The organism is Burkholderia sp. RF7-non_BP4, assembly GCF_001521935.1.
In the GTDB taxonomy this organism is placed as follows: domain Bacteria; phylum Pseudomonadota; class Gammaproteobacteria; order Burkholderiales; family Burkholderiaceae; genus Burkholderia; species Burkholderia diffusa.
The window spans coordinates 39,710-61,247 of the sequence record NZ_LOTA01000078.1; the positions used below are offsets into that span (position 1 = coordinate 39,710).

At 67.2% G+C, this 21,538-nt stretch carries 23 protein-coding genes and 2 pseudogenes; 11 read left to right on the forward strand and 14 right to left on the reverse strand.

What is annotated here, in order from left to right; translation table 11 throughout:
- Window positions 1–13: 13 nt before the first annotated feature.
- From WS49_RS24360 to WS49_RS36190, 5 genes and pseudogenes are all read left to right on the forward strand, one after another.
- Complete coding sequence (locus WS49_RS24360; protein WP_059534095.1) at window positions 14–313, forward strand: sarcosine oxidase subunit delta; 300 nt, start codon at window positions 14–16, stop codon at window positions 311–313.
- Window positions 310–3,321, forward strand: a complete 3,012-nt coding sequence (locus WS49_RS24365) for a sarcosine oxidase subunit alpha family protein (protein WP_059534097.1) — start codon at window positions 310–312, stop codon at window positions 3,319–3,321. Before WS49_RS24360 ends, WS49_RS24365 begins: the two co-directional genes overlap by 4 nt.
- Window positions 3,311–3,940 carry a sarcosine oxidase subunit gamma gene (locus WS49_RS24370; RefSeq protein ID WP_059534099.1) on the forward strand — a complete coding sequence of 210 codons (630 nt, stop codon included), beginning with the start codon at window positions 3,311–3,313 and terminating at the stop codon, window positions 3,938–3,940. The genes WS49_RS24365 and WS49_RS24370 overlap by 11 nt, the downstream gene beginning before the upstream one ends.
- Window positions 3,937–4,377, forward strand: a complete 441-nt coding sequence (locus tag WS49_RS24375) for a dihydroneopterin aldolase (RefSeq protein WP_059452158.1) — start codon at window positions 3,937–3,939, stop codon at window positions 4,375–4,377. The genes WS49_RS24370 and WS49_RS24375 overlap by 4 nt, the downstream gene beginning before the upstream one ends.
- A gap of 54 nt (window positions 4,378–4,431) precedes the next feature.
- Window positions 4,432–4,530, forward strand: a pseudogene (locus tag WS49_RS36190) (LysR family transcriptional regulator); the annotation flags it as partial.
- Window positions 4,531–4,597: 67 nt separating this feature from the next.
- Here the strand turns inward: WS49_RS36190 and WS49_RS24380 are convergent.
- From WS49_RS24380 to osmF, 5 genes are all read right to left on the reverse strand, one after another.
- Window positions 4,598–5,266 (reverse strand): lytic transglycosylase domain-containing protein, encoded by a 669-nt coding sequence (locus WS49_RS24380; RefSeq protein WP_059534101.1) that lies wholly within the window; start codon window positions 5,264–5,266, stop codon window positions 4,598–4,600.
- Window positions 5,267–5,485: 219 nt separating this feature from the next.
- Entirely contained in the window at window positions 5,486–6,253 is a 768-nt protein-coding gene (locus WS49_RS24385) for an ABC transporter permease (RefSeq protein WP_059534103.1), read from the reverse strand.
- Window positions 6,250–7,191 (reverse strand): ABC transporter ATP-binding protein, encoded by a 942-nt coding sequence (locus tag WS49_RS24390; protein WP_059534105.1) that lies wholly within the window; start codon window positions 7,189–7,191, stop codon window positions 6,250–6,252. The genes WS49_RS24385 and WS49_RS24390 overlap by 4 nt, the downstream gene beginning before the upstream one ends.
- Window positions 7,188–8,366 (reverse strand): ABC transporter permease, encoded by a 1,179-nt coding sequence (locus tag WS49_RS24395; RefSeq protein WP_059534107.1) that lies wholly within the window; start codon window positions 8,364–8,366, stop codon window positions 7,188–7,190. The genes WS49_RS24390 and WS49_RS24395 overlap by 4 nt, the downstream gene beginning before the upstream one ends.
- Window positions 8,363–9,286 (reverse strand): glycine betaine ABC transporter substrate-binding protein OsmF, encoded by a 924-nt coding sequence (gene osmF / locus WS49_RS24400; RefSeq protein ID WP_059534109.1) that lies wholly within the window; start codon window positions 9,284–9,286, stop codon window positions 8,363–8,365. The genes WS49_RS24395 and osmF overlap by 4 nt, the downstream gene beginning before the upstream one ends.
- 167 nt (window positions 9,287–9,453) lie before the next feature.
- Here osmF and WS49_RS24405 point away from each other — a divergent pair, with 167 nt between their 5' ends.
- Window positions 9,454–10,383 (forward strand): 2-hydroxyacid dehydrogenase, encoded by a 930-nt coding sequence (locus WS49_RS24405; RefSeq protein ID WP_059534112.1) that lies wholly within the window; start codon window positions 9,454–9,456, stop codon window positions 10,381–10,383.
- A 289-nt stretch (window positions 10,384–10,672) separates the two neighbouring features.
- Here the strand turns inward: WS49_RS24405 and WS49_RS24410 are convergent, their stop codons facing one another.
- Window positions 10,673–12,619, reverse strand: coding sequence for a Xaa-Pro dipeptidyl-peptidase (locus tag WS49_RS24410; protein WP_059534113.1), 1,947 nt, complete (start codon window positions 12,617–12,619; stop codon window positions 10,673–10,675).
- Window positions 12,620–12,921: 302 nt separating this feature from the next.
- On the opposite strand from WS49_RS24410, the gene WS49_RS35285 reads away from it, so the two are divergent.
- Complete coding sequence (locus WS49_RS35285; RefSeq protein ID WP_156441440.1) at window positions 12,922–13,224, forward strand: hypothetical protein; 303 nt, start codon at window positions 12,922–12,924, stop codon at window positions 13,222–13,224.
- A gap of 12 nt (window positions 13,225–13,236) precedes the next feature.
- Here the strand turns inward: WS49_RS35285 and WS49_RS24415 are convergent, their stop codons facing one another.
- Window positions 13,237–13,575 (reverse strand): helix-turn-helix domain-containing protein, encoded by a 339-nt coding sequence (locus tag WS49_RS24415; RefSeq protein ID WP_044844401.1) that lies wholly within the window; start codon window positions 13,573–13,575, stop codon window positions 13,237–13,239.
- A gap of 78 nt (window positions 13,576–13,653) precedes the next feature.
- On the opposite strand from WS49_RS24415, the gene WS49_RS24420 reads away from it, so the two are divergent.
- Together WS49_RS24420 and WS49_RS24425 are read left to right on the forward strand one after the other, a co-directional pair.
- A complete protein-coding gene (locus tag WS49_RS24420) occupies window positions 13,654–14,559 on the forward strand; it encodes a hypothetical protein (RefSeq protein ID WP_059534115.1) in 906 nt (301 codons plus the stop codon).
- Between the two features lie 281 nt (window positions 14,560–14,840).
- Window positions 14,841–15,071, forward strand: coding sequence for a hypothetical protein (locus WS49_RS24425; RefSeq protein ID WP_059534347.1), 231 nt, complete (start codon window positions 14,841–14,843; stop codon window positions 15,069–15,071).
- Between the two features lie 58 nt (window positions 15,072–15,129).
- Here WS49_RS24425 and WS49_RS24430 read toward each other — a convergent pair whose 3' ends face one another.
- From WS49_RS24430 to WS49_RS24435, 3 genes and pseudogenes are all read right to left on the reverse strand, one after another.
- A complete protein-coding gene (locus WS49_RS24430; RefSeq protein WP_179949106.1) occupies window positions 15,130–15,978 on the reverse strand; it encodes an alpha/beta hydrolase in 849 nt (282 codons plus the stop codon).
- A 145-nt stretch (window positions 15,979–16,123) separates the two neighbouring features.
- Window positions 16,124–16,261, reverse strand: a pseudogene (locus tag WS49_RS34085) (alpha/beta fold hydrolase); the annotation flags it as partial.
- Window positions 16,260–17,030: an alpha/beta hydrolase gene (locus WS49_RS24435; RefSeq protein WP_059534349.1), complete on the reverse strand. Its 771-nt coding sequence runs from the start codon at window positions 17,028–17,030 to the stop codon at window positions 16,260–16,262. The gene WS49_RS24435 and the pseudogene WS49_RS34085, both read right to left, overlap by 2 nt.
- A gap of 183 nt (window positions 17,031–17,213) precedes the next feature.
- Here WS49_RS24435 and WS49_RS24440 point away from each other — a divergent pair, with 183 nt between their 5' ends.
- The gene (locus WS49_RS24440) at window positions 17,214–17,810 is read left to right on the forward strand and encodes a TetR/AcrR family transcriptional regulator (protein ID WP_059534119.1); all 597 of its coding nucleotides are present in this window, start codon (window positions 17,214–17,216) and stop codon (window positions 17,808–17,810) included.
- Between the two features lie 68 nt (window positions 17,811–17,878).
- On the opposite strand, the gene WS49_RS24445 is transcribed toward WS49_RS24440, so the two are convergent.
- Window positions 17,879–18,310, reverse strand: a complete 432-nt coding sequence (locus tag WS49_RS24445) for a YciI family protein (protein WP_059534128.1) — start codon at window positions 18,308–18,310, stop codon at window positions 17,879–17,881.
- Window positions 18,311–18,516: 206 nt separating this feature from the next.
- Between WS49_RS24445 and WS49_RS24450 the strand changes: the two genes are divergently transcribed.
- Window positions 18,517–18,747 carry a hypothetical protein gene (locus tag WS49_RS24450; protein ID WP_059534130.1) on the forward strand — a complete coding sequence of 77 codons (231 nt, stop codon included), beginning with the start codon at window positions 18,517–18,519 and terminating at the stop codon, window positions 18,745–18,747.
- A gap of 43 nt (window positions 18,748–18,790) precedes the next feature.
- On the opposite strand, the gene WS49_RS24455 is transcribed toward WS49_RS24450, so the two are convergent.
- The 3 genes from WS49_RS24455 to WS49_RS24465 form a co-directional block, all read right to left on the reverse strand.
- On the reverse strand, window positions 18,791–19,492 hold the full coding sequence (locus tag WS49_RS24455) for an MBL fold metallo-hydrolase (RefSeq protein WP_059534132.1): 702 nt from the start codon (window positions 19,490–19,492) through the stop codon (window positions 18,791–18,793).
- Between the two features lie 150 nt (window positions 19,493–19,642).
- On the reverse strand, window positions 19,643–20,413 hold the full coding sequence (locus WS49_RS24460; RefSeq protein WP_059534134.1) for an ABC transporter permease: 771 nt from the start codon (window positions 20,411–20,413) through the stop codon (window positions 19,643–19,645).
- Window positions 20,414–20,418: 5 nt separating this feature from the next.
- On the reverse strand, window positions 20,419–21,363 hold the full coding sequence (locus WS49_RS24465; protein WP_059534136.1) for an ABC transporter ATP-binding protein: 945 nt from the start codon (window positions 21,361–21,363) through the stop codon (window positions 20,419–20,421).
- Window positions 21,364–21,538 lie beyond the last annotated feature (175 nt).

Sequence of the window (21,538 nt, forward strand, 5' to 3'; positions counted from 1 at the left end):
AGGAGAAAGAAACATGTTGCTGATCGAATGTCCGTGGTGCGGGCCGCGCGCCGAATCCGAGTTCACGTGCGGCGGTGAAGCCGACATCGTGCGCCCGGTTGCGAACGAAAACATGACCGACCGCGAATGGGGCGAATACGTGTTCATGCGCGAGAACAAGCGCGGTATCCACCGCGAGCAGTGGCTGCACACGCAGGGCTGCCGCCGCTGGTTCAAGGTCACGCGCGACACGGTGACCTACGATATCAAGGGCTACGAAAAGTTCGGTGGCGCAGCCGCCGGCAACGCACACGAAGAGGGCACGAGCAAATGAGCCAGAAAGACCGCCTCGGCACCGGTGGCCGCATCAATCGCGCGATTCCGCTGACATTCACGTTCAACGGCCGCACGTATCAGGGCTTCCAGGGCGACACGCTCGCGTCCGCGCTGCTCGCGAACGGCGTGCACTTCGTCGCGCGCAGTTTCAAGTACCACCGTCCGCGCGGGATCGTGACGGCGGACGTCGCGGAACCGAATGCCGTCGTGCAGCTCGAGACCGGCCCGTACACGGTGCCGAACGCGCGCGCGACCGAGATCGAGCTGTACCAGGGCCTCGTCGCGACGAGCGTGAACGCGGCGCCGTCGCTCGAGAACGACAAGTACGCGATCAACCAGAAGTTCTCGCGCTTCATGCCGGCCGGGTTCTACTACAAGACCTTCATGTGGCCGCGCAACATGTGGCCGAAGTACGAGGAGAAGATCCGCGAGGCCGCCGGCCTCGGCAAGGCGCCCGAGGTGCTCGACGCCGATCGCTACGACAAATGCTACGCGCACTGCGACGTGCTCGTGGTCGGCGGTGGCCCGTCGGGCCTCGCCGCCGCGCATGCGGCCGCGACGGCCGGCGCACGCGTGATTCTCGTCGACGACCAGCGCGAACTCGGCGGCAGCCTGCTGTCGTGCCGCGCGGAAATCGACGCGAAGCCGGCATTGCAGTGGGTCGAGAAGATCGAGGCCGAACTGCGCAAGCTGCCCGACGTGACGATCCTGTCGCGCAGCACCGCGTTCGGTTATCAGGACCACAACCTCGTGACGGTCACGCAGCGCCTGACCGATCACCAGCCGGTGTCGATGCGCAAGGGCACGCGCGAGCTGCTGTGGAAGGTCCGCGCGAAGCGCGTGATCCTCGCGACGGGCGCGCACGAGCGTCCGATCGTGTTCGGCAACAACGACCTGCCGGGCGTGATGCTCGCCGGCGCGGTGTCCACCTACGTGCATCGCTACGGCGTGCTGCCGGGCCGCAACGTGGTCGTGTTCACGAACAACGATCGTGCATACCAGACCGCGCTCGACCTGAAGGCATGCGGCGCCAAGGTGACGGTCGTCGATTCGCGTGCGTCGTCGAGCGGCGCGCTGCCCGCGGCCGCGAAGCGGCAGGGTGTGACGGTGATGAGCGGTGCGGTCGTGACGGCTGCTTCGGGTAAGTGGCGCGTATCGTCGGTCGACGTCGCGTCCTACACGAACGGCCAGACCGGCGGCAAGCTGCAGTCGCTGCCGTGCGACCTCGTCGCGATGTCGGGCGGCTTCAGCCCGGTGCTGCACCTGTTCGCGCAGTCGGGCGGCAAGGCGTGCTGGAACGACGAGAAGGCCTGCTTCCTGCCGGGCAAGCCCGTGCAGGCGGAAGCGAGCATCGGCGCGGCCGCTGGCGAGTTCGGTCTCGCCCGTGCGCTGCGGCTCGCGGTCGACGCGGGCGCCGAAGCGGCGAAGGCAGCGGGCTTCACGGCCGCGCAGCGCCCCGTCGCGCCGCAGGTCGCGGAAACCGTCGAAGGCGCGCTGCAGCCGTTGTGGCTCGTCGGCAGCCGCGAGGCCGCCGCACGCGGGCCGAAGCAGTTCGTCGACTTCCAGAACGACGTGGCGGCCGCCGACATCCTGCTGGCCGCGCGCGAAGGCTTCGAGTCGGTCGAGCACGTGAAGCGCTACACCGCGATGGGCTTCGGCACCGACCAGGGCAAGCTCGGCAACATCAACGGGATGGCGATCCTCGCGCAGGCGCTCGGCAAGACGATTCCGGAAACGGGCACGACGACGTTCCGCCCGAACTACACGCCCGTGTCGTTCGGTACGTTCGCGGGCCGCGAGACGGGCGACTTCCTCGACCCGATCCGCAAGACGGCCGTGCATGAATGGCACGTCGAGCACGGCGCGATGTTCGAAGACGTCGGCAACTGGAAGCGGCCCTGGTATTTCCCGAAGAACGGCGAGGATCTGCATGCGGCCGTGAAGCGCGAATGCCTGGCGGTGCGCAATGGCGTCGGCATCCTCGACGCGTCGACGCTCGGCAAGATCGACATCCAGGGTCCGGACGCGGTGAAGCTGCTGAACTGGATGTACACGAACCCGTGGAACAAGCTCGAGATCGGCAAGTGCCGCTACGGGCTGATGCTCGACGAAAACGGGATGGTGTTCGACGACGGCGTGACGGTGCGCCTCGCCGACCAGCATTTCATGATGACGACGACCACCGGCGGCGCGGCGCGCGTGCTCACGTGGCTCGAGCGCTGGCTGCAGACCGAATGGCCCGACATGAAGGTGCGGCTCGCGTCCGTCACCGATCACTGGGCGACGTTCGCGGTGGTCGGCCCGAAGAGCCGCAAGGTCGTGCAGAAGGTGTGCCAGGACATCGACTTCGGCAACGACGCGTTCCCGTTCATGAGCTACCGGAACGGCACCGTCGCGGGCGCGAAGGCGCGCGTGATGCGGATCAGCTTCTCCGGCGAGCTCGCCTATGAAGTGAACGTGCCGGCCAATGCGGGCCGCGCGGTGTGGGAAGCGCTGATGGCGGCCGGTGCCGAATTCGACATCACGCCGTACGGCACCGAGACGATGCACGTGCTGCGCGCGGAGAAGGGCTACATCATCGTCGGCCAGGATACCGACGGCTCGATCACGCCGTACGACCTCGGGATGGGCGGGCTCGTCGCGAAGTCGAAGGACTTCCTCGGCAAGCGTTCGCTGTCGCGCTCCGATACGCAGAAGGAAGGCCGCAAGCAGTTCGTCGGCCTGCTGACCGAGGACGAACAGTTCGTGCTGCCGGAAGGCGCGCAGATCATCGCGAAGGACACGCAGGTGTCGGCGGTCGATCCGACGCCGATGATCGGCCACGTGACGTCGAGTTATTACAGCCCGATCCTGAAGCGCTCGATCGCGCTGGCGGTGGTGAAGGGCGGCCTGAACAAGATGGGCGAGAGCGTCGTGATTCCGCTGGCCAACGGCAAGCGCGTCGTCGCGAAGATCTCGAGCCCGGTTTTCTACGATACTGAAGGGGTGCGCCAGCATGTGGAATGAAACCAGAAACCAGTCGCAAGTGGCGGGCGCGGGCGTGACGCTTGAATCGCCGTTCGTCGGCGCGGCCGATGTGCTGAAGCCGCACCAGGCGCGCGCGTCGAAGAAGTTCATGCTGCGCGAGCGGGCGTTCCTCGATCTCGTGAACGTGCGCGGCGAACTGAGCGACCCGGCATTCGTCAGCGCGTTCGAGCGCGTGGTCGGCTGCCGGCCGCCGTCGGCGCCGAACACGGTGGCGCGCGGCGCCGAGTACGACGTGCTGTGGCTCGGTCCCGACGAGTGGCTCGTGCGTTCGAACGGGCCCGTGCAGGCGGGCGTGCTCGAGGCGCAACTCGCGGAGGCCGTGCAGGGTTCGTATGCGGCGGCCGTCGACGTCGGCAGCGGCTACACGGTGGTCGAGGTCAGCGGCGAACGCGTGCGCGACGTGATCGCGCGCGGCTGCCCGCTCGATCTGCATCCGCGCGTGCTCAAGCCGGGTCAGTGCGCCCAGTCGCACTACTTCAAGTCGCCGATCACGCTGATCCCGACCGGCGACGATACGTTCGAGATCGTCCTGCGTCGCAGCTTCGCCGACTATTTCGTGCGCATCATGCTCGACGCCGCGGCGCCGCTCGTATCATGAAGCCGTTCGACGAACCGTTCGTGGCGATCGACGCGCCGCGCCTGCGCGGGCGTGGCTGGAGCGTGTTCGTCGACGAACTGAAGGTGCCCGCGCGGATCGGCATCCACGCGCACGAGCACGAGGCGCCGCAGCCGATCGTGATCGACGCGCGGCTCGGGTATCGCTGCGAGCCGAGCGAGCAGGGCGAGTGGATCGACTACGACGGCTACTGCGCACGCGTCGCGTCGTTCCTGTCGCACAAGCCGCATACGCGGCTGCTCGAAACGCTCGTCGCCGATCTCGCGGTGATGTCGTTCCGCGAATGGCCCGCGCTGGAATCGCTGACGCTGTCGATGTACAAGCCGAAGATCCGGCCGGGGACGAAGCGCGTCGGCGTGTCGCTCGACTGGACGCGTGGGGATTACCTGCGGTGGACGGGAGCGGCGGGGCAGCTGTGACGGGCTGAGCAGCCCATATCGTTTCAAGGCGGCGCGTCATGACGAAGTCACGACGCGCCGTTTCCCGTCCATGCGATGACCGAAACGCGTTTGCTGCCCGCGAAGACGCAGCATTTCATCGAGTTTCTGCGTGCGCATTTCGCGCGCGAGTGATGGCCGGTCGGTGTGTAATGTCGCGCGTCGTGCCGCTTCAGGATCGCACGTGCGGTGCGCGGCGCGCTTACTTCGCGTTGCGGCTCGCGGCGGCCGCCGCGGTCGACGGATCGCTGACCGGCACCATGCGCGCGTTCGTATCGTTCGCGCGCTTCGCGCCGTCTTCGGGTTCGAGCACGAAGCGGAACGTGTCGACCCGCTGCATCACCTTCGCCGCATACGCATTCGATCCGCCGTAGCTTTTCAGCCCGGCCTGCACGTTGCCGCCGGCCGCCCGCACATAGCCCGACAGGATCTTCGAGCCGGCTTCGACGTTCGCATTCGGTTCGGTCAGGTCTTTCACGTTGCGCAGCATGCCGCGGTGCGCGGAAGGCACCACCTGCATCAGCCCGGTCGCGCCATGCTGGCCGCGCGCCTTTTCCTGGAAGCGCGATTCGATCGAGATGATGGCGTAAACGAGTGCCGGAGGCAGCGAATATTTCGTCGCGGTCATGCTCACGATATCGGCGAGCTTCGCGGCGCGCTCTTTCGCGACACCGAATTTCTTCGTCAGGTAGGACGTGATGCGGCGGTTTGCTTCGTTGGGCTGATCGTTCGCGAGCGGGGCGGAGGCCTCGGCCGGCGCGGATGCGGCCGCTTCGGGCGCGGAGGCAGGCAATGCGGGCGCCTGCTGCGCCGAGGCCTGGTGCGCGATGCCGAGCGAAAGCACGATCAGCCAGAGAAACCGTCGTCGCATGGTGGAGTGCGGGGAAATGAGAGGCGCATAGTATATCGGCCAATCGTCGGACGTGTGCGAGCGCGGGCTCGAATGAAAGCGTGATGTAGGCTTTTGTCGGCGCGTGCTCCGGACAGGTTCGATCGTTGCGCCAACACGTATCGGAGTCCGGATGAAGCGCGGCCGGATTTTCTCTCGCGTCCCTCATTTCATGCACGGGGTAGCGATCGCGGATGCGTGCTACGCCCGCCGCGCGCTCGCCACCCGTGCAAGCGCGCCGATCGCATCGCTGACCAGCACCGCGAGCAGCCCGACGATCACGCCGCCCTGCAGCACGAACGCCGTGTTCGACGTCTGCAGGCCCGCGATGATCACGTCGCCGAGCCCGCGCGCGGCGACCGTCGACCCGATCGTCGCGGTGCCGAGATTGATCACGACCGCGAGCCGGATTCCGTTCACGATCACCGGAAACGCGAGCGGCAGCTCGACCGACACCAGTTGTTGCCAACCGCTCATCCCCATCCCGCGCGCGGCGTCGACGACATCGCGCGGCACGTCTTCGAGCCCTGCGATCGTGCTCTCGAAAATCGGCAGGAGCCCATACAGAACGAGCGCGATCAGCACGGGTTTCAACCCGAAGCCGACGGCCGGCACCGCGAGCGCGAGCACCGCGACGGGCGGAAAGGTCTGGCCGATGTCGACGACGCTGCGCGCAACCGGCAGGAAATCCGCGCCGGACGGCCGCGTCACCGCGATGCCGGCCGCGACCGCGACCATCGTGCCGATCAGGCTCGACAGCGCGACGGTGCCGAGATGCGCGAGCGTGAGGTCGAGCAGGCTCGCGCGATCGTAGATGACTGGCGCGCCGTTGTCCGCGAACGGCGCGAACACGCCCTGCAGCCATGCGGGGCGCAACAGCAGCACGAGCAGCAGCGCGAACGCGGCCGCGCGCGCGACATGCGCGGGCAGCCGCTGCGGCAGGGGCGAACGCGCGAGCCGCGTCGTCATGCGGGTTTTCTCGCGTGTGTGCGGATCGCGTCGAACGTGATGCGGCGCGGCGCATCGCGCCCATTGCCATCATCGACCGGCAATGCGTCCGCTCCGCGCCACAGCAGCTCGGACACGGCGTCGCGCAGCGTGCGCGTCGCGGCGATCGGTTCGCCGTCGGCGTGACCGGGCTCGGCGACCGCGTCGATCGGCGTCAGCGCGAGCAGGCGCAGCGGCCGGTCGACGCCGGCGACGAGCTGCTCGACGACACCCGCGGCCGGCTTGCCGAGAATCTCGGCCGGCGACGCGACCTGCAACAGCCGCCCTTCGTCCATCACCGCGATCGTGTCGCCGAGCTTCAGCGCTTCCTCGATATCGTGCGTGACGATCACGACCGTGATGCCGAGGCGGCGCTGCAGCGCGTACAGATCGTCCTGCGCCTTGTTGCGGATGATCGGATCGAGCGCGCCGAACGGCTCGTCCATCAGCAGCATTGCGGGCTCGGCCGCGAGCGCACGCGCGACGCCGACGCGCTGCTGCTGGCCGCCCGACAGTTCGTGCGGCAGCTTCTCCGCGAATTCGGCCGGTGCGAGATGAAACAGGTCGAGCAGTTCGCGCACGCGCGCGTCGATGCGCTCGGCCGGCCAGCCGAGCAGGCGCGGCACGGTCGCGATGTTGCGCGCGACGCTCCAGTGCGGAAACAGGCCGTGCCCCTGGATCACGTAGCCGATGCGCCGCCGCAACTGCTCGGGCGGCACGCTCGCGGTGTCGACACCGTCGATGCGGATCGTGCCGGCGGTCGGCGCGATCAGACGGTTGATCATCCGCAGCAGCGTCGACTTACCGCTGCCCGATGCACCGACGAGCGCGGTGATCGTGCCTTGCTTCATCGTCATCGATACGTCGTCGACGGCGACGACGTCGCCGAAGCGTTTGCCGATGCGTTCGATCTCGATCATGCGGTACGTCCCTTCGCGAGCGTGGTCGCGGCTTCGAACACGACGGCGGCCGCCAGCGCGAGCGCGATCGTCGGGATCGCGCCGAGCAGCACGAGATCGGCGGCCGATTGCCCGATCCCCTGGAAGATGAAGGTGCCGAAGCCGCCGCCGCCGATCAGCGCGGCGACCGCGGTCAGCCCGATGTTCTGCACGAGCACGATGCGCACGCCGCTCAGGATCACCGGCAACGCGAGCACGAGGTCGACGCGCAGCAGCCGCTGCGCGCGCGTCATGCCCATCGCGCGAGCCGCTTCGGTCACATGCGGCGGCACCTGCTCGAGCCCGACCACGACGCTCGACGCGATCGGCAGCAGCGAGTACAGAAACAGCGCGAGCACGGCCGGCGCGACGCCGATCCCACGGACGCCGAGCGCGGCCGCGAGCGGCACGTGCGCGGCGAGCAGGCCGAGCGGCGCCATCATCAGCCCGTACATCGCGATGCTCGGAATCGTCTGCACGATATTGAGCACCGGCATCACGCCGGTGCGCACCGGCGCGACCCGCGCGCACGCGATGCCGAGCGGCAGGCCCGCGACGAGCGCGGCCGCGACCGATCCGCCCGCGAGCGACACGTGCCGGATCGCCTCGCGCCAGAAGTCGTCGCTGCGCACCGCGTATTCGCGCATCACGGACAGGCCGTCCCACCAGCCGCTCGCGAGCGGCAGCGATATCGCTGCGATCGCGACGACGAGTGCGACGAGGCGGCGCCAGGGGCCGAATGCGAGCCGCGCGAGTGCGTCGGCCACCAGCACGGCCCACGCGAACAGCAGCAGCCAGACGCCTGCCGCGGGCGACACGCGTGCGAGCACGTCGTCGGGGGCGACGACGTGCGTCGCCGCGGCGCCGACCGCGTAAGCCAGCGTCGCGAGCCACGTGCAGCCGGCCGCGAGCCGCCATGCAGGACGGCTCGCCGTCATCGCCCACAACGCGCCGACGACCCACAACGCGGCGAGCGCGGCCCCCTGCACGGCGGGCAGCGCGGCGAACGCCGACAGCCCCGTGCCGGCCGCGATGCGGTTCGGCCGAAGCACCATGAACGGCATGCCGAATACCGCCACGATCGTCAGGACACCGATCAGGATGCCGACCTTGTCGAGCGTGACGCGCCGCGCGGACGGCACCGCGCGACCCGTCACTTGACGAAGCCTTTCGATTTCAGGTAGCTCTTTGCCACGCCGGCGGCCGGTTCGCCGTTGATTTGAATGCGCGCGTTCAGCGTCTGCAGCGTCTTCAGGTCGAGGCTTGCGAACACCGGCTTCAGGTACTCGGCGATTTGCGGATGTGCTTTGAGCACGACTTCGCGAATCACCGGTGTCGGCGCGTAGACGGGCTGCACGTGCTTGTCGTCGTCGAGCACGACGAGGCCGCTCGATGCGATCCCGCCGTCGGTGCCATACACCATCGCCGCGTTCACGCCGTCGGTCTGGTTCGCGGCGGCCTTGATCGTCGCGGCCGTGTCGCCGCCCGACAGCACGACGAGCTGCTCCGGTTTCAGCTTGAAGCCGTACGCCTTCTCGAACGACGGCAGCGCGGACGCGCTGTTCACGAATTCGGCCGACGCCGCGAGCTTCAGCTTGCCGCCGCCCGCGATCCACTTGCCGAAATCGGAGAAAGTCTTCAGGTGCTGCGCTTGCGCGACCGGCGCGAGCACGGCGACGCCCCACGTGTTGTTCGCGGGCGCCGGTTCGAGCCAGACGAGATGGTTCGCCGCATAGTCGAGCTTCTTCGCGGTGTCGTAGCCCTGGCTCGCGTTCTTCCACAGGGGATCGTCGGCCTTGTTGAAGAAGAATGCCGCGTTGCCCGTGTATTCGGGGTAGATATCGATCTCGCCGCTCGTGAGCGCCTTGCGCACGATCGGGGTCGTGCCGAGCGCGATCTTTTCGGTGACGGGGATGCCGTGGGCCTTCAGCACCTGTGCGATGACGTTGCCGAGCAGGTTGCCTTCGGTGTCGATTTTCGACGACACCACGACGGGCGTGTCGGCGTGCGCGCCGGGTGCCACGACAGCGGCGGCGAACGCGAGGCCCAGGATTCGGGCGGGCAGGGCGAGCTTCATCGGGGCCAATCTCCAGAACGGGGACGTTACGCCGAAAGTTACTTGACTGAGTCGGCTTTGGCAAACCATGTGAGGCGGCACGTCCACAGCGCGCGTGGGGGTAACCCGCACGCGTCACGCGCCGTTGTTACACTGGAACGCATTCCCGCCTGTGGACATTTGCTGACATGAAGCCTGAGTTGCTGGTCCTTATCGCGCTGCGCGACGACGCGCAGCGCCAGATCGCCGCGTCATACGACGTCCATCATGCACCGACCGCCGATGAATGCGCGCGCGCGATCGCCGAACACGGCAGCACCATCCGTGCGGTGTTGACCAACGGCAGCACGGGCCTCACTGCCGCCGAAATCGATCGTCTGCCGCAGCTCACGTTCGTCAGCGCGCTCGGCGCGGGCTACGAGCACATCGATGTCGCGCATGCGAAGGCGCGCGGCATCACGGTGGTGACGGGCGCGGGCACCAACGACGATTGCGTCGCCGATCACGCGTTCGCGCTGCTGCTGGCGGCGGTGCGCAACGTCGTGCAACTCGATGCGAACACCCGCGCCGGCGTATGGCGCGATGCGCTGCAGATGCCGCCGAACGTGTCGGGCAAGAAGCTCGGCATCGTCGGGCTCGGCAAGATCGGCGAGAAATGCGCGCGGCGCGCGGCCGGCTTCGACATCGAGATCGGTTATCACAACCGTTCCGCGAAGGAGGTTCCGCATCGCTATTTCGACCGTGTCGATGCGCTCGCGCAATGGGCCGATTTCCTGATCGTCGCGACGCCGGGCGGCGCGGGCACGCGTCATCTGATCGATCGCACGGTGCTCGACGCGCTCGGCCCCGGCGGCTTTCTCGTGAACGTGTCGCGCGGCAGCGTTGTCGATACCGCTGCTTTGGCGGATGCGCTGCGCGAGCGGCGCATCGCGGGCGCCGGGCTCGACGTGTACGAAGGCGAGCCGGAGCCGCCGCGCGCGCTCACGGCGCTCGACAATATCGTGCTGACGCCGCACATGGGCGGCTGGTCGCCGGAGGCGCTCGATCGTTCGGTTCAGCAGTTTCTGGACAACGCCGCCCGGCATTTCGCGGGGGAGCCGGTGCTGACGCCGGTGTGAGCGGGGCGGCGCCGGGTGCGGAAGGTGAAAGGGGTGAAAGGCGCACCGGCACGAAGTTGAACCGGCCCCGCCAACAAGAGAAAAAATTGCGTCGCGGCCGCGAATTCAGCGCTGTGAAATGCGCGTCAGCATGGCTGACGCGATCGCGTTGCCGATGAAGAACGGCGCCGTGCGACGGTGAAGAAAAGTCGCACGGCGCCTTCGATACGTATCACTCGGCGTCACGCGCATGCGATCGGGAGCGATCGCATGCGCATGGCGGTCAGTCGTGCCGATCGACCGCGCCGGCTCAGGACGAAACCAGCGGCACCGTCACGGACGTGCCGGCCGGATCGAGCGCGAGCCCCGTGCCCGGTGTCGGCCGCAGCGTCGCCTCGTTGTCGCTCGACAGCACGACGAGGCCGAGCTTGTGACCCGCTTCGAGCTTGTAGTCGCGCGGCATGAACGTCAGCTTCAGGTCATACGGCATTCCCGGCAGCACGGGCTGCGAGAACCAGTCCGACACGCGATTGCGCGGATCGGTCCATGCCCGCGTGACGATCGTTGCCGAGCCGTCCGGTGCGCGGTCGACCAGCAATGCCGTCACGTTCGCGACGCCGGTGAAGGTCAGCCGCACGCGTGCGGTCGCGGTGCCCGACAGGCGCGTCGCGGCCGCGAACGGCGCCGTTTCGAAGCGGCTGCGATGCTCGCCGGTCGCGGCGTTCGCCAGCGTGAGCGCGGGGATCGACGCATCGTCGGTGAAGCGCGCGAGCGGACCGCCGCTCGGCAGCCGCAACAGCGTGCCGGTGCCCGTGCCGTCGCCGCCCGCGAAGTACGCGACCGGCGTGGCGTGCCGCGCGGCCCAGTCGGCTTCCTTCAGCAGCGTGCCGTCGGCCTGCTCGACCACCGCGCGCGAATCGCGTTCGACGCCGTTGTCGACGCCGATCAGGTAGCGCGTGAACCAGCGGTTCACTTCGGCGGTCCATGCATCGGCCATCGCCGGCACGCGGGTCGGGTCGGTGTGCTTCAGGCGGTGCAGCCACAGCTGCGTCGGCACGCCCTGACGCCGCATCGCCAGATACCACGACGTCGACTGGTCGACGCGCACGTTGTCGTCGGTCAGCCCCTGCGCGACGAGGGCCGGCGCGACCGCCTGTGCGGTCGGAATGTCGCGTGCGGCCCAGAACGGCGAATAGTCGCCCGTCTTGCGGTCTTCCTGCTGCAATGCCTCGTCGATCAGGTGCGTGCAGCGCTCCGGATGCGCGTTGGTCAGCAGCGCCTTGATGTAGACGTCGACGTCCTCGCCCTGATAGCCCTCCGGCGCGCGTACGAGCCCGCCCGAGCGGTAGTAGCCGTACATGTTCGACAGGCCGGCGATCGGCACGATCGCGTCGAGCCCGCGCGTGCGCAGGCTCGCGACCATCTTCGGCAGCGTGCCGTCGTACGACACGCCGTACATGCCGACGTGGCCCGTCGACCAGTTCGCGACGACCGGCTTGCCGCTCGCATCCTTCGCGGCGGCATCGCGGCCGAGCCAGCGGATCACCGACGCCATCGCGACGGATTCGTCGCGCGTGAGGATCGTCGGGCAGCCGTCGGAACCGGCGGTGCCGAGCGAATCCGCATACACGATCGTGAAGCCGCGCGGAATGAAGTAGCCCTCGATCCACGAACGGCCGGCCGCGGCCGCCTCGAGCTGCTGCAGCATGCGCGTTTGCGGCGCCGCGGCCATGATGCGCGCGGAGGCGCCGGTGGCTGCCGCGGCCGCAGTGGTGGCCGGATGCGGGGTGCCGTCGAGTTCGACGTCGACGTCGTGGTTCGGGCTGTCGGCGAGCCCTGCATAGTACGGGCTTGCGAGCACGATGACCGGCGTGCGTGCGCCGTTGGCGGTTTCCGACGGACGCACGATGCGCACGTGAATGCGGTCGCGCGTGCCGTCGCCGTCGGAGTCGACCGGCGTGTCGACCCACGCGTTTTCCTCGATCGTGCCGCCGGATAGCGACGGCTGTACCTGACCGTTGGCGATCACCGGCTTGTAGCGCCCGCCGCTGGCGGGATTCGCGTACGGGACGCCGGACGGCGACACGCGCCCTTGCGCATTGTCACCCTGCTGATCCTGGTTTTGCCCTTGACCTTGCGCGAGTGCGGACACGCCCGCCACGCTGCCGCCGTCATCTCCGCCGCACGCGGCGAGCGTCGCGGCTGCAACGAGCGCGGGTAGCCATGCGCGGCGCGATCCTCTGAAATGAAATTGCATTGCCGACCTCGTTCTTTTGATTGTGTGGATACGACCGTTCCGCGATACGCCCCCTGCGGGCCGGGCCGATTACTGCATGCGACGACAAGAAAACCGCACCATCGGGACAACGCCGGGCGACATGTGCCCGCTGGAAAGCAGCGGCTTCGTACGGCATGTCATGCAGGACTGCAAAGTAAATGTGCGCATGCCGCGCGTCCTTCCAGGTGAGACGGAACGACATCATTCGATGAGACGGGGATGTTGCGAGCTGCGGTGCTGCGCTGCGGAAAAACACGACGCGACGCGCGTGCGGCGACGGAATGAAACGGATCGGCGGTTTCGGCCGCGCCGCGCATCGTGATGGCTTGCCGGTTCGCGTTTGCTTTCCGGAAGCTTGCGCAAAAGTTATCTCAGTGAAAACGGCGTGTCAAACTTTTTTAACTGTGAGTAAAAAATATTTGAAGCGCCATCGATGCGGCGCGTGGGGTGTGCTGGCGGGGCGTGTGTTTGGCGATGCGCCGGCCGCCGCTTCGCGTCGCATCGGCCGATGCAAAACGGGCGATGACGAATCGTCTTCGCCGTCGCCCGCTCGCTCGTGCTTTCAGCCTTCGTTCCATTCATGAACGCAGGTGAGGTCACCCGTCGTCGGCCTTCGCCTGCAGATCCTTCAACCCTTGAATCACGACCAGCAGCGCGCGCCCGTGCTCGTCGGAGCCGTCCCAGGCGTCGACGATCGCGTCGCGCAGCAGGTCGTTGTACCGGCGGCGCGCCGGGCCGGTATCGACGCCATAGAAACTGCATAGCTTGTTGAATGGCGCGCTGCGTCGCAGCCGGTGCCCGTTCGATAGCCGAAGGCGCGACACGGTCGGCTGGCTGACGCCGGAAAGCCGCGCAATTTCGCTGGACGAGCGCGTGTCCGCCATCAGACGGCGTAACAGATCTTGTACAGGAAAATCGTGGTCCGGGGCTTCCATGCGATGCATTATACCTATACAGTTACGGTTGTTGAATGGGCTTGCTGTCACCAGCGAGGCTGTATCCCGAGAAAGTTGATGACACTGAAACACCTCCCTCCCACGTTCTGCTGGACGAAGATCGGTACCGAGTCCGGCGAGGAACTGCCGACCGTCGTGCTCCGCAAGGAATGGGAGCGCCGGCTCGGGGGCGGGCGTTTTCTGTGGGGGATCAACCAGCCGCTCGGCAGCAGCGCGCAAGTCGCCGCGCATCGCACGGGCTCGCTGCTCGCGCTGTTTTCGCCGGTCGCGTCGCGCTCGCGGCCGGGCGAGCGCAGGCGCGAGGACGCGCTGCTGTGGAATGCATGGGTCGACGCCAGCGGCCAGGTGCGGCCGCTGCCGCCGCACACGTTCATCGCGAGCCGCTCGACGCTGCCGTCGGGCCGGCGGCGCGAACAGCACTACGCACTCGTCTGCGCATCGTCCACCGCACTGACGGTCGGCACGCAACTGCGCGTATTTCCCGATCACCTGCGCAGCGTGAGCACGGGCAAGCCGCTCGGCGTCGCGCAGGGCGCGGCCGTGGTCGACTGCATCGGGCGCGCGAAGGAACAAACCGGCAAGAGCTATCCGCTCGCGCTTTCGGTCGAGCTCGAGGCGCCGTATTTCGTGCGGCTCGCGCAGCCGTGCGTGTTGAAGGCGCGCGATCTTGCCGAGGTGAACAAGGCGACGCGCGCCGGCGATTTCGATCGCTTCGTCGAGCTGGTCGCGCGCTTGCGCGGCCGTTCGCCGACCGATGCCGTGCGCGGCGTCACGCGCGACCTGTTCGACGTGCCGCCGATCGAAACGGCGGCCGCCTACGTCGCGCCCGCGCATGGCGCGCGACTGCGCAGCCGGCCCACGGTCGAGCATCCGCGCGAGCTCACCGGCGATCTGTTCGATCTGTCGCCCGGCGAAGCGGCCGCGTTCGGCGGCCTCGCGCATCCGCGCATCGGGCGCGCATGACGTACTCGCCGCGCATGTGCGGCGCGTGACGCGAAGCAGGATCGCTGAATGTGCGTGCAACGATACGCATGCATGTGGCCGCCATCGCCGCGTGCGCAAGAATTTGTTGCAATCTCGCCGTAGCGGATCGGCAAGCGTCGCGCGACAATCGCCACGAAGCGTGCCGCGCGGTCGCGCGTATGTCGACAGGCTGCTCGACGTCGTTCATGCCGCCGACATGCGCACCACGTACGGTGGTGCGTCGGCTTGCTTCACGCTGCAATCCTGAGGGAGAAGTGTCGATGTCGACCCACATCTGTTCGCGGGAAGCCCAGGCGGCTCAACGCTTCGTCGAAGCGACGCGCAACGTCGACCAGGCGTTTCGCGCCGTGCGCGGCGAAAGCGACGACGACGTCTCGTCGGCCGAATATGCGCGTGCGATGTCGCGCCTCGATCGCGCGCTCGACGAACTGGCGCGTGCGCAGGAGTGCTTCGATCGCGTGGTGAGCGCCGACGCGGCGCACGGCAACTGAACTCGATTCGCGGCTTCCACTTTCACTTCTGCTTATGCCGTGTCGCGCCGACCGGATGCTACGCGTAGCCGCCGTGCTGGAACGACGTCGCGAAGAACTGCATCTGGTAGCGGATCGCGTGCGCCCAGTAGTCCCATGTATGTCCGCCCGGACGCTCCGCATAGTCGTGCGGCACGCCGAGCGCGACGAGTCGTTGATGCAGCGTGCGGTTCGAGCCGACGAACGAGTCGTCGCGGCCGCAGTCGATCGTCAGGTCCAGATGCGCGCGGACGAACGCGCGCGCGTTTTCGACGATCGCGTTGCGGTTCCAGAATGACGGATGGCGGCCGGGGTCGCCGAATACGTGGTCGATGCCCGGTTCGTCCTCGCAGCAGCGCGGATCGACCGCGCCGCTGATGCTGCCGACCGCGCCGAAGGTGTCGGCCCGGTCGAGCGCGATGCGCAGCGCGCCGAAGCCGCCCATGCTGAGCCCGGTGATGGCGCGCGCGCCCTTGGTCGCGATCGTTCTGAAGTGCATGTCGACATACGACACGACTTCGTCGCCGACGAAGGTTTCGTAGCGGCTGCCCGAATCGAACGGGCTGTCGATGTACCAGCTTTCATGCCCGCCGTCGGGCATCACGAGGATCACGCGGTAGCGATCGGCCAACGCGGCGATGTGCGTGTTCGCGGTCCAGTCGGTGTGGTCGCCGCCGGAGCCGTGCAACAGGTAGACGACCGGAAAGCGCTCGACGCCGCGTTCCGGGCCGTGGCGCAGGCGTGCGTAGTCGTCGGGCAGCACGACGGTCGCCTTCAGCGTCTGGTTCATCGCGGCACTCGGAATCGCGACGACCCGCGCCTGATAAGCGAGGGCCGGGCCCGCGGCAGCGAGCAGCAGCAGTAGCCAGAACGCGCGGATCAGGTTCATGGAGCCTCGCATGTGTCGTTTCCGTTCGGCAGTCGGGCATCGGGAAAACCCTGTTTGGCGACTCTAGCAACCGTGCCTTTCAGCCAAATTTCGGCGAATCCTACGAGTTGTCAGGTGGCGGGCGCGCAGTCCGGCGGCCGCCGCGTCAGCCGAGACAGCGCGTCAGCGCCTCCCGGAACGCGGCGGGCCGCTCGGCCGGTATCAGGTGCCCGCAGCCGGCGATCGTTTCGAAGCCGGCACAGCGCGCGAGCGCCCAGTCCGGCACGTGCCAGCCCGCACGCTTACTCCTTGCCGGCACCCCTGGCTGCCTGTTCGATCAGCTTCGCGACTTCAGCGGGATGCGAGATGTAGGCGACGTGGCTCGACTTGAGTTCGATCGTCTTGCTGCCGGCGCGTTGCGTCATGAAGCGTTCGAGCTCGGGGTTGATCGCGCGGTCCGCGGTGGCGACCACCGCCCAGCTCGGTTTGGTCCGCCATGCGGCATGCGTGATCGGCACACCGAACGACTGCGCCGCCGGCGTCACTTGCGAGATCGCCATGAATTTCGCTTCGGCGGCCGGCACGTCGGCCGCGAAGTCGGCATGGAACGACGCTTCGTCGAAATACAAGTGGCCGTCTTCGGTCGCCTTGATCGCTTTTGTCGCGGGCGGCGTCTTCTTCGTCAGCTCGAGCGGGCTTTCGCCGGTGTCGGGCTGGAATGCCGCCACGTAGACGAGGCCCGCGACCTTGTCGTCGTTGCCGGCTTCGGTGATCACCGCACCGCCGTAGCTGTGGCCGACGAGGATGCTCGGGCCGTCCTGCGCGTCGACGACGCGCCGGGTTGCCTTCACGTCGTCGTCGAACGACGTTTCCGGCTGCTGCACGACGGAAACCTTGTAGCCATCACGCGTCAGGATGTTCGAGACGGCTTGCCAGCCCGAGCCGTCGGCGAAGTAGCCATGAACCAGCACGACGTTCTTGACGGGGGCGGCGACGGCCGCGTGCGAGCCGAGTGCGGCGGCGGTCAAGGCGAATGCCGCGGCGATCCGGCGGACTTGGGAAAAGCGCTTCATTTTCATTCTCCAGAAGGAAGACAGGGTGGGGAACCGTCGAATATCGACAGGCGTCTTGTTCTGTCGATGAATGCATCCTACTAGTAGGTAGGATAATCTTCAAGGAGAAATCGCGGCTGGAAAAGAGTATCTCAGGGAGGTAAACTATCCGTGTTTTTTCATCCGACTAGATGGTAGATAGATATGACGGTATCTGGGGACAGCACGGCGGCCCGCATTCTCGAAGCCGGGCGGCAACTGATCATGCGGCGCGGCTACAGCGGGTTCAGTTATGCCGACATCGCCGACGCGATTGACATCCGGAAGGCGAGCATTCACCACCACTTTCCGACGAAGGCGGATCTGGCGGTCGCCGTACTGCAGCAGTCGCAGGCGAAATTCGATGCCGACATGGCATTACTCGACGCGAGCGGTGCCGACGCGCTGGTGCAGATGCGCGCATACATCGGCTACTGGGAACGTTGCATCGCGGACGACAGCGCGCCGTTCTGCGTCGCCGGCATGCTCGGCGCGGAGTTGCCGGCGCTGCCCGACGAAGTCGCGCGAGCGGTGAGGGCGCATTTCGACGATCTTGCCGCATGGCTGGTGCGCGTGCTCGACACGGGGGTGAAAGATGGCGTGGTGCTGCCGGGCGTGTCGGTGCAGACCGAGGCCGCGACGTTCGTGTCGTTGGTCTATGGCGCGATGCTTGCCGCGCGGGCGTACGGCAATGCCGGGATGTTCAGGGACGTGACCGGTGGGGCGGTCGAGCGGCTCGCGGCGCCGCGCAACCGCGCGTGAGCCGCGTTCGCGTCGGCGGGTAGGGGCGGCGCCCGGCGCTCATGCGGAGCCGCCTGACGCCGCACGGCTTACGTGCGCTTGCCTGCCTCGGCTTGCGCGCTCAGCGTCGCTTTCAGCGCCTGCAGTTCGGCCGTGAATGCCGGGCTGAAGTCCTCGGCTTCCAACAGCGGGCGGATTTCGATGTCGGAGTCACCGGGCATCGGATTCGGGCAGCGCTTCACCCATTCGATCGCTTCTTCCATCGATTTCACACGCCACAGCCAGAAGCCGGCGACGAGTTCCTTCGTTTCGGCGAACGGGCCGTCGATGACGGTGCGGTTCTTGCCGGCAAAGTGGACGCGCTTGCCGCGCATGCTCGGGTGCAACCCGTCGGCGGCCAGCAGGATGCCGGCCTTCGCCAGCTCCTCGTTGAAGCGGCTCATCGCGGCGATCATTTCAGGGTCGGGCATCCGGCCGGATTCGGAATCGGCGGTGGCTTTGACGATTACCAGGACGCGCATTGCGGTTCCTCCTCGGTTCGCAACGTGGGGTCTGCGGGACGGCCATGTCGGAAGGCCGGCCCGTGCTTGCAATGGTACGACGGGCGACGCAACGCAAAATCGACATCGGCGTGAAAAAAAGCCGTTGCGCCGCTGACGGGCATGCTGGCCGACCCCCTCGTCAAAACTGGTATGCTGATCCTCACGACGTTCACGCGGAGGGTGCCATGGCTGCTAAAGAAGTCTCGAAGAAGAAATACCTGAAGATTCTGAACAAGCGTTTGCGTGCTGAGCCGGCAGCGCCGGACGGCGCGTCGTTCGTGTTTTTCCCGCTGGGTGCGAAAGCGAAGCATGCGACGGGCATCGTGTCCGGCGATGCGCGCAGCAAGCGCGAACTCGCAGTGATGGCCGCGGTCCAGCGCAAGGCGGCCGAAGAGTTCGTCGTCACCGGCGCCTGACCGGCCCCGTTTCCACCACGGTTTGTGCCGCCGCTTGCGTACGCTACGCGGTGGCGGTTTCGCAATACGCGATCACACCGGCGATCACGCGCGCAATGTCGTGCGTGATCGCCGGGCCGTGCATCGGCAGGATGATGTCGAGATCGAGCGCCTGGATGCGGCGCAGCGCGCTCGCCAGGTGCGCGAGCGACGGCAGGTAGTCCGAGCCCGTGATCGCGTCGAGGATCGCCGGCAGCGGGTCGTCGGTCTCCTCCCTGCCGAAGCGCATCAGGATATCCGACGACAGCAGTGCCTTGTACGCCGGCAGATACACGACCAGCGCGTCCCACTGATGCACGTGCTTCGTGAAGACCGGCACGACGTCGATGCCCGACAGCGTCGTCGGCTCGCCGTCCTTCAACGGAATCGCGCGTACGCCGAACACGTCGGCGAGCCCCCATGTACACATCGGATGTCCGTACGCGACGAGCGCCGGGTTGGCCGCGAGGAAGTCGGGCAGCGCGCCCATTTCGTCGGCCTCGAAGTGCGGGACGATCACGTTGCTGACCATCGACGGCGCGATGCCGACGGTGTCGAGCGCCGCGCTCAGTTGCGTGAAGTTGGAGCGCGTGCCCGTTTCGACGCACAGCACGTCGCCGTGCGACGATCGTACGAAGAACTGGCTGAAGCTCAGGTTCAGCGTGTCGACGTAGGACGTGGCGCGAAACAGGCCGTCGCGGACGGCGTCGATTCGGGAGGCGCTCATCGGGGATCCTCGCGCAGGGAAGGGGGCGGGCGCCGCGCCGCCCGCGCACCGCGCGTTGCGGTGCGGCAGACGGCGGCAGTCGATCTTCCGATCCAGTCTAGCAGCGCCGCTCCGGATCCGCGAACCGGGGCAACCCCGTGGCGCGCCGCGTCAGTTCTTCAGCTTGTAGCCGGTGCGGAACATCCACGCGACGATCGCGAGCAGGATCGCGAGGAACAGCGAGGTGGCCGCGAGGCTGATCCCCACGTGCACGTCGGCCAGCCCGTAGAACGACCAGCGGAAGCCGCTGATCAGATAGACGATCGGGTTGAACAGCGTGACGATGCGCCATGCGGGCGGCAGCATGTCGACCGAATAGAAGCTGCCGCCGAGGAACGTGAGCGGCGTGATGATCAGGAGCGGCACGAGCTGCAGCTTCTCGAAGCTGTCGGCCCAGATGCCGATCACGAAGCCGAACAGGCTGAAGGTGATCGACGTCAGCACGAGGAACAGCACCATCCAGAACGGATGCAGGATGTGCAGCGGTACGAACAGGCCGGCCGTCGCGAGGATGATCAACCCGAGCAGCAACGACTTCGACGCGGCCGCACCCACGTACGCGATCACGATCTCCCAGTACGACACGGGCGCGGACAATATCTCGTAGATCGTACCCGTGAAGCGCGGGAAGTAGATGCCGAACGATGCGTTCGAGATGCTCTGCGACAGCAGCGACAGCATCACGAGGCCAGGCACGATGAACGACCCGTAGCCGATCCCGTTCACGTCGCTGATGCGCGAGCCGATCGCCGAGCCGAACACGACGAAGTACAGCGACGTCGAGATCACCGGTGCGATGATGCTCTGCATCAGCGTGCGGCGCGTGCGGGCCATTTCGGCGCGGTAGATCGCGCGGATGCCGTGGAAATTCCAGTTCGCCATGTGCGTTAGGCCCCTTGTGTGCCGTTGCGGCGGTTGTCGATCAGGCTGACGAAAATGTCTTCGAGCGAGCTCTGCGTCGTATGCAGGTCGCGAAAGCCGATGCCGGCCGAGCCGAGCGCGTTGATCAGCTTCGCGATGCTCGCGTCGTCGCGCTGCGAGTCGTACGTGTAGACGAGCGCGGTGCCGTCGTCAGCGCGTTCGAGCCCGAACGCGGCGAGTTCGCCCGGCACGGTCGCGAGCGGATGCTCGAGCTGCACCGTCAACTGCTTCTTGCCGAGCTTGCGCATCAGCTCGCGTTTCTCTTCGACGAGCACGAGCTCGCCGCCGAGGATGATGCCGATCCGGTCGGCCATTTCCTCGGCTTCCTCGATGTAGTGCGTGGTCAGCAGGATCGTCACGCCGCTTTCGCGCAGCGAGTCGACCAGCTTCCACATGTCGCGGCGCAGCTCGACGTCGACGCCGGCCGTCGGTTCGTCGAGGAACAGGATGCGCGGCTCGTGCGACAGCGCCTTCGCGATCATCACGCGGCGCTTCATGCCGCCCGAGAGCGTCATCAGCTTGTTGTCGCGCTTTTCCCACAGCGACAGTGCCTTCAGCGTCTTCTCGATGTGCGCGGGATCGGGCGCCTTGCCGAACAGGCCGCGGCTGAACGACACGGTCGCCCAGACGGTTTCGAACGCGTCGGTCGTCAGCTCCTGCGGCACGAGGCCGATCATTTCGCGGGCGGCGCGGTATTGATCGCGGATGTCGTGCCCGCCGACCGTCACGCGGCCTTCGGTCGGCGTGACGATGCCGCAGATCGAGCCGATCAGCGTGGTCTTGCCCGCGCCGTTCGGCCCGAGCAGCGCGAAGATCTCGCCGGGGCGGATGTCGAGGGTCACGTGCTTCAGCGCCTGGAAGCCGGACGCGTAAGTCTTGGAGAGGTCGGAGACGGAAAGGATCGGTTGCATGCTCACGGATGGCACGGCCGGTCGGTTCGACGCTGCGCGCCGCGCGTGCCCGGCGCCGCCGCTGCGAAGCGGCCGGTGTCGGGCGCGGCATGGCGAACGGGCGTCATGTCGAACGGCGTTGTGGTGCGGGATCGCAGGACCGCCATATTAGCAATCGGAAGATGGAAATGCATTT